Annotated in this window: 7 protein-coding genes; 6 read left to right on the plus strand and 1 reads right to left on the minus strand. The window is 41.2% G+C overall.

Translation table 11 applies throughout. From position 1 onward, the window contains the following. The first annotated feature begins 6 nt into the window (after positions 1–6). Entirely contained in the window at positions 7–1,563 is a 1,557-nt protein-coding gene (locus L2737_RS06135; protein WP_248955097.1) for a Na+/H+ antiporter NhaC family protein, read from the plus strand. A gap of 80 nt (positions 1,564–1,643) precedes the next feature. On the opposite strand, the gene L2737_RS06140 is transcribed toward L2737_RS06135, so the two are convergent. Beyond that, a complete protein-coding gene (locus L2737_RS06140; RefSeq protein WP_248955098.1) occupies positions 1,644–3,788 on the minus strand; it encodes a M3 family metallopeptidase in 2,145 nt (714 codons plus the stop codon). 327 nt (positions 3,789–4,115) lie between these two features. Between L2737_RS06140 and L2737_RS06145 the strand changes: the two genes are divergently transcribed. From L2737_RS06145 to L2737_RS06165, 5 genes are all read left to right on the plus strand, one after another. After that, entirely contained in the window at positions 4,116–4,694 is a 579-nt protein-coding gene (locus L2737_RS06145; protein ID WP_102528814.1) for a thymidine kinase, read from the plus strand. Positions 4,695–5,161: 467 nt separating this feature from the next. Continuing rightward, positions 5,162–5,332 carry a hypothetical protein gene (locus L2737_RS06150; RefSeq protein WP_248955100.1) on the plus strand — a complete coding sequence of 57 codons (171 nt, stop codon included), beginning with the start codon at positions 5,162–5,164 and terminating at the stop codon, positions 5,330–5,332. 749 nt (positions 5,333–6,081) lie between these two features. Beyond that, positions 6,082–6,642, plus strand: coding sequence for a hypothetical protein (locus tag L2737_RS06155; protein ID WP_248955101.1), 561 nt, complete (start codon positions 6,082–6,084; stop codon positions 6,640–6,642). A 12-nt stretch (positions 6,643–6,654) separates the two neighbouring features. Then, positions 6,655–6,810, plus strand: a complete 156-nt coding sequence (locus L2737_RS06160; RefSeq protein ID WP_248955102.1) for a hypothetical protein — start codon at positions 6,655–6,657, stop codon at positions 6,808–6,810. Between the two features lie 109 nt (positions 6,811–6,919). Further along, positions 6,920–7,285, plus strand: coding sequence for a hypothetical protein (locus L2737_RS06165; protein WP_248955103.1), 366 nt, complete (start codon positions 6,920–6,922; stop codon positions 7,283–7,285). Positions 7,286–7,404 lie beyond the last annotated feature (119 nt).

Genomic DNA, 7,404 nt, shown 5'->3' on the forward strand with positions numbered 1-7,404 from the left:
TAAAAAATGATGATAACAAGTTACGCCGATTCGGCACTTTCGCTTTTGCCTCCTGTTGTGGCAATTATTCTTGCAGTGGTCACACGTAAAGTGCTTCTTTCACTTGGCTTAGGTATTCTTGCTGGTGTGGTGCTTTTAAGCGACTTTTCAATAGGTACTGCAGCAAGTCACCTCTTTAGCACTGTAACCAGTCTAGTATGGGATGATGGCGCGCTAAACGCGTGGAATTTACAGATCATCGGCTTCTTAGTGGTACTTGGGATGATCACCGCATTAATCACAGTCAGTGGTTCAGCTCGCGCTTTTGCCGATTGGGCACATCAACGCATTCGTAATAAGCGTGATGCCAAACTGATGACGATGTTCTTAGGTTGTGTGGTGTTTATTGATGACTACTTCAACAGCATTGTTGTTGGCTCAATCGCACGTCCTATTACCGACCGTTATCATATTTCTCGCGCTAAGTTAGCCTATTTGCTCGATTCAACAGCTGCGCCAGTTTGTGTTATCTCACCCGTTTCTAGCTGGGGTGCATATATCATCGCATTAATCGGCGGTATTTTAACGGCACATGGCTTTGCCGACACTGGACACCTAAGCGTTTTCTTACAAATGGTGCCGATGAATTTCTACGCCATTTTCGCTTTATTACTATTACTTTGTGTGGCTATCTTTGGCTTAGATATTGGCCCAATGCGTCAACATGAGCGTAATGCGCAAAAAGGCGAATTGTTTGACGAAAGCAAAGGCTTACCACCAGGTGCAACGGCTGATTTACCAGAAGCTGATACGGGTAAAATTCTAGGTCTATTCCTACCGATTTTTGTTTTGGTGGCAGCGACGATTTACTTTATGGTTGCAACTGGTGCGGATGCACTAGCAAGCGAAGGCCTAAAGTTTAGCGTACTAGGTGCTTTTGAAAACACTGAAGTGAGTGAGTCATTATTTTACGGGTCACTTGTGGGCTTAGTTGTGACAGTACTACTGACAATTCAACAAAAAATCAGTGCTAGCATGATGTTTACTGGCCTTAAGGTCGGCGCGAAATCAATGCTACCTGCTATCTACATCTTGTTATTTGCTTGGACCATCGCATCAGTGATTGGTGAGCTTGAAACAGGTAAGTACATGGCAAGCCTTGCTACTGGTAATATCCCGTTTGCATTATTACCTGCAGTATTATTCTTGCTTGCTGGTTTAACCGCTTTCTCAACCGGCACAAGCTGGGGGACGTTCGGTATCATGTTGCCAATCGCAGCTGATATGGCGATGGGCAGTGACAGCACAATGATGTTACCAATGTTAGCCGCAGTATTATCTGGTGCAGTATTCGGTGACCATTGTTCACCAATCTCGGATACCACCATCTTGTCGTCAACGGGTGCGAGCTGTCATCACTTAGACCACGTAATGACGCAATTACCGTATGCCTTGATTGTCGCTGTTATCAGTATTGTCGGTTACACAGTGCTTGGTTTTACTGGCTCTGTTGCAATGGGCTTTATTACTTGTTCAGTGTTATTTGTACTGGCAGTATTAGGGCTTAAAATAGCAACTAAGTAACGACTGGTTTTAATATTCAGATATAAAAAATGCCACTCAATAGAGTGGCATTTTTGTATTTACTGTATACGTTAGGCTAATTAATTTAAGCCGCGGCGCTCAAGTAATCCTTCAGTGGTTGGCGCTTGGCCTCTGAAGTTTTGATACGCTTCCATTGGTGGAACACTATTACCCACTTCACGAATCGTTTTTCTAAACTTCATGCCTATTTCGCGATTTAAACCACCTTGAGTTTGCACATAAGCAAAAGCATCAGCTGCAAGAATTTCACTCCACATATAAGCGTAATAACTTGCTGAGTAACCGCCAGGGAATGCATGCGCAAAGTAGGTTGAGCGGTAACGTGGCGGCACTGCAGGCAAATCAACGCCATGCTTTTTCAGCGCATTGGCTTCGAATTGCTCAACGTTCTGTAAAGGAGCATCAGCGTCCAGTGCATGCCATTCTAGGTCAAGCAAAGCTGCCGACATATATTCTAACGTATCGAAGCCTTGGTTAAAGCTTCTTGACGCTAATAGTTTTTGCAGCAAATCATCAGGGATAGGTTTACCTGTATCATAGTGCTTGGCGTAATTAGCAAGTACTTTGGGATGTGCGGCCCAGTCTTCTTCAAAGGTTGACGGGAATTCTACAAAGTCACGTGAAACAGAAGTTCCCGCTAGTGAAGGGTATTTCACTTTTGAGAACATACCATGAGTACCGTGGCCCATTTCATGGAACATAGTCGTTGCTTCATCGTAGCTCACAAACGTTGGCTGGCCTTCAGGCGCCTTTTTAATGTTCATCACGTTTACGACGACAGGCTTTTGATTTAATAGCTCTGACTGGCCAACAAAAGAGCTCATCCATGCGCCGCCACGTTTGCCTTCACGGGCAAAGTAATCAGCGTAGAAAATAGCCATGCTTGACCCGTCTTCATCAAACATCTCGTAAGCTTTTACATCAGGATGATAAACTGGTAAGTCTGGGCGCGGCTTAAGCGTTACGCCGTAAAGCTCTTGTAAGGTAAAGAAAACCCCATCTTCAAGTACGCGATTAAATTCAAAGTAAGGCTTGATTGATGCTGAATCTAAGTCAAATTTTTCTTTACGTACTAACTCAGCGTAATAAGCCCAGTCCCATGGCGCTAGAGTAAAGTCGCCGCCGGTTTTGTCGATCATCGCTTGAATGTCTGCAGCTTCTTTTTGGGTGTTTTCAACAACCGCAGGCACCATAGAGCCGAACATGTCATATACCGCTTCAGGTGTTTTTGCCATTTGCGGCGCCAAGCGGTAGTCAGACCAAGTGTCGAAACCTAATAGTTTGGCTTTTTTAGCCCGAAGCTGTGCTAAACGTGCCACTAATGAAGCCGTTTCATTTTCGCCTGTTAAGCCACGGTTAGCAGATGCTTCCCATACTTGCTGACGTAATGCTCGATTATCTAGCTGCGCCAATACTGGCTGACGAGTGGTATTGGTGATGTTAAGTAAGTATTGGCCGTCAAATCCCGCAGCAGCGGCATCCGCTTTTGCTGCAGCGATTGCAGATGTTGATAAGCCTGCAAGTTGACCCTCATCGTCCACAGTTACAGCAATTTCTTTACTTAGTCTTAATAGCCTTTGAGCAAATTCATTGGTGAGGGTTGATTGCTCTTCATTTAACTCACGGATTTTCTGCTTTTCAGCTTCAGTTAGTTTTGCGCCCGCCAGTACAAAACGCTGATGATAGACTTCAACTAAACGGACTTCTTCATCAGTCAGCAACATGGTCAAGCGGTTATCATAAATGGTTTGAATACGGGCAAATAGCTCAGGGTTTAGGTTGATGTTATCTGAGTGGGCAGCCATTTTGGGCGCCATAATACCTTGTACTTTACGCAGCTCTGGGTTGCTATTTGAACCTGTAAGGTTATAGAAAATGCTCGAGGTACGGGTTAGTAAAGCGCCACTTTTTTCCATTGCGGCAATGGTATTCTCAAACGTGGCGGCTGCTGGGTTAGCGGCAATATCCAAAATTTGTTGGTAATGCTGCGCCATACCGAGCTCAAGGGCTGGTAGATAATGCTCATCTTTAAGCTGGCTAAAGTCAGGTGCCTGATACTGTAAAACACTGGCTTGTAATAGTGGATTCTGTTGCACTGCAGCCTCTTGTGTTGTTGTTTCAGTTGAGTTGTTTGAATTGTTGTAACTGCAACCGCCTAAAGCGAGGGTAGTAGCAATGGCTACTGCGACAATTGTTTTATGCATCGACTTTCTACTTCCTTAATTATAATTGTTTATGCAATTTATCAATTGTTTCTTAATCGTATATGAAGAATGTTGGGTTTTGTGATGCCTGTAATTGTTATGGACTAAACAGCGAGTAAAACTGTGATCTAATTTATTGCAGAATGTAAATTTTGTTAATGTATGCGAGGTTTGCGGTTGTCACGCCTTACTTGCTAGTTGTTATAGCCTCAGTAATTTGCCAGAAAACCTGTTAACAGCTTCACGCTATTAAATCTGTAATCGGCTTATTTAAAAGTCGATTCGATGATAGAATAACGGCGATTATAACAATAAGGATCTTCTGTTTTGGCACAACTCTATTTCTATTATTCGGCTATGAATGCTGGCAAATCAACATCACTTCTACAATCATCTTATAACTACCGTGAACGCGGAATGAATACGCTAGTCATGACAGCGTCAATCGATGATCGTTATGGTGTGGGAAAAGTCGCCTCAAGAATAGGGATTGAAACTGAAGCGCAAGTTTTTGGTGCTGAAGATAACTTATCTAAGATGATTGAAACTGAGCTTGAAACCCAAAAGCTGCATTGTATTTTAATTGATGAATCGCAGTTTTTAAGTAAAGAACAAGTGAAGCAATTAACTCACGTGGTGGATAATTTAGATATTCCAGTACTGTGTTATGGCCTTAAAACTGATTTCCAGGGCGAGCTGTTTAGTGGCAGCCAATACCTATTAGCATGGGCTGATAAATTAGTTGAGTTAAAAACCATTTGTCATTGTGGCCGTAAAGCCAACATGGTGGTGCGTCTTGATGGCAATGGCAAACCAATGCGCGAAGGTGAACAAGTCGCAATTGGTGGTAACGAAAGCTATGAGTCAGTTTGTCGTAAGCATTTCCGTGAGTTCATTTGGGATTAATACTGTTGATAACAGTATTTGATGAACAGTATTTGAAATCAGAAGCTAAAATGAGAAGTTGAGAGCCATTTTTGAAAACATAAATGGGTTAGGAGTAACACATTTCTGCTTCAAAACGTGTTTCAAATTTTGAAGTTATCATTCAAAAAATCAAGGTCGTGGCGCTTCGCCCACACCAGAGCAAGAAGGGTGAAACTGCTCACCCCTCTTGCATCTCCCCAGCAGCCCCGGCGAAATTTTCTGAAAAGCGAAAGATTTCCAACGGGGGATCGATCCAGCTTTAAACTTCGTTTGTGCTAACTTCTGACTTATTCGAAAATGCTAACGCTTCCGATGGGCCGTCCATGGCCCGACGGAAGCTAGCCTGACGTCCTGTCAGCCTCACGCTATTTTCTTCAACGTCCTCAATTCAAATTGAGTCTTTTAAATGCAAGATCTACTAGCTTTAGCTCTTTAAATTATCACCAATGCAGTCAAATCGAAGAGACAATAAACCCAGTGTAGATACGTTTAAGACCTTCGAAAACATGGATGTTTTCGCAGAGCCCACAGGGATGTGTTTACGGCGTGTCTTGGATGTATCTGCACATAAGCCTGCGGCAGGCAATGGATTAGATAGAAGTAATGGTCTGCTGTAACTGAGTCAATATAAATGAAGTATAGAATGGGTGGTTTAAAACGTTTTGCCCCACAGCTTGTTAGCCCTTTATATGAGACTGTATGTATATACAGTTATGATTAAAACGCAGCAATTGAGAGCATTTGCTTCTCGTTATGTAAAAGCAAAAATTCTCGGGTTTACCAATCAAACAATCCTATATCATTGAAAAGTTAGCGTTTTAGCTTAAAAGAAGTTTACATAACGACCCAAGATAATTCTCGGTTATCTCAATTCTCGGTTTTATCCACTATTTAGTCGATTGATTTAAATTATGATGGCTGTTAAGTTATTAAAATTATTAATAAATTAAGCTGAAAAGTGATTGAGTATTGGTAAGTAGCCTAGGGGTGTTTATCGGAATTCTCGCTAATAAGCTGTTCTTGACCTGCGGTAGACGATTTTTTAGTAAAAAGAAGTGATATTTTAGTCTAGCCGAGGGAGTAGATAGAACCAAACGCGATGGAAGAAACGCCTATTTTATGGTAGCTTGAAGGCACTTGCTAAGGCTCGTAAAGCGTAGCTTTTAAAGAGACCTGCAATTGACTTCAAGTAAAGAAGCGATGCTTCCCTCACGCCGCAGGGGGGCTTCAATTAAGCCCCAAGGGCATGGAATATGAACTCACGGATTGAGTAGCGATAACCTCCTCTCTCCGAAGTAAAGAACAACCCGTTACATGAGACCTACGGCTCATGAACTATGATCGTTAGCACTACAGGGAGGTTTATATGTGTGATACCGAGGGGTACACAAAAAGCTTAGATAAATTAGTTTCAATGTCTGAGAAAGAATATTACGTACAACTAGTCGATATAAATAGACATCAAATAATTGTTGCGCGAGCCATATTATGGTTACTCGTAGTTGTAATAGGTTTTGATATAGCGTCTTTTGAATGGTTTTTTAATAAAGTTCCCCAATCTACCGATAAGCTTGTTTTTTTAGCCCCTGTTTATTTTTTTACAGGGTTATCTTTAATTTTAGCGGTTATAGCTTTCTACTTTGCTGTGATGTCTATCCCGGCTATCGGTGGCTATAAAACTCTTCATAAAAATGGCTGGGCTGAATATTCTAATTATGCTTATGATCAATTTGATCAAGACGTAGAAAATATAGAAGCTTTAACATTAAACAAAATATTGAGTCGACTTGATACTGCTTGCACTCATGGCTCCAAGACAAATAGTGATAGAGCTATTAAACTGAGAACTTCTTCATACTTAATTATTTCTGCGGTGGTTACGGCTACGGCTGGATTTCTGATATTTTTATTTAAACTTTACCTTTAACAGGAGATAAACATGAGCGACAACGATAATAAAAAAGAAAATACGACCACACCAGTAAAAAAACAAGAACCGAGAAAAAAACATAATATACCGAGGCCTTCAAAAGTCACTGAAGTTGAAAGAGAAACGGTTATTACAAACTTGGAAACATATAAAGAAAAAAAATAGTGCTAACAAGTCGTTAAAGCAGGACAAATAACAGTTGGCTTTTGCTCCTGCGTCGCTTATTTTAGCCAACATATTATTTGCCTCTTAACGAGGCGTTAGGTAACTACGGATGGTTAATCTGTTGAATCCTGATTTGAGAGTCAGGGATTTAAGAAAATTAGTTGAACCTCATTTACATGAAGTTAGCTGGGATTCTGGCGTTGACGAAACAAGCGAATGGGTTATTGCATCCTTCGAAGATAGTGAGCATAAAAGTAAATTAGTAAATTGGCTTAATGACAAAAATGTATCGGATTCTTTTGAAATAATTATCACTGATAAAGCTTGGTCAAATTTAAGGTATTTAAGTTGGTCTCAATTATTAACTGATTTACCAACTTACTTCGATCAAGAAAACATTCTAATTGTTTCATCAGATCGTACATGGTTAATGGAATATGCTCCACAGCAGATAGTAAGATTTGGTCAGTGGTAAAAGTTACCTAACAAGAGACTATGGCGTCAATAGTTAATTTTAAGCTTTTGGCGCTTCCCACAAAACACCGTCTCTTAGCATCGAATTTAAGATCACAACCATCTTCCTAATGCAGGCAA

This window comes from Shewanella electrodiphila (genome assembly GCF_023283985.1).
Taxonomy (GTDB): domain Bacteria; phylum Pseudomonadota; class Gammaproteobacteria; order Enterobacterales; family Shewanellaceae; genus Shewanella; species Shewanella electrodiphila.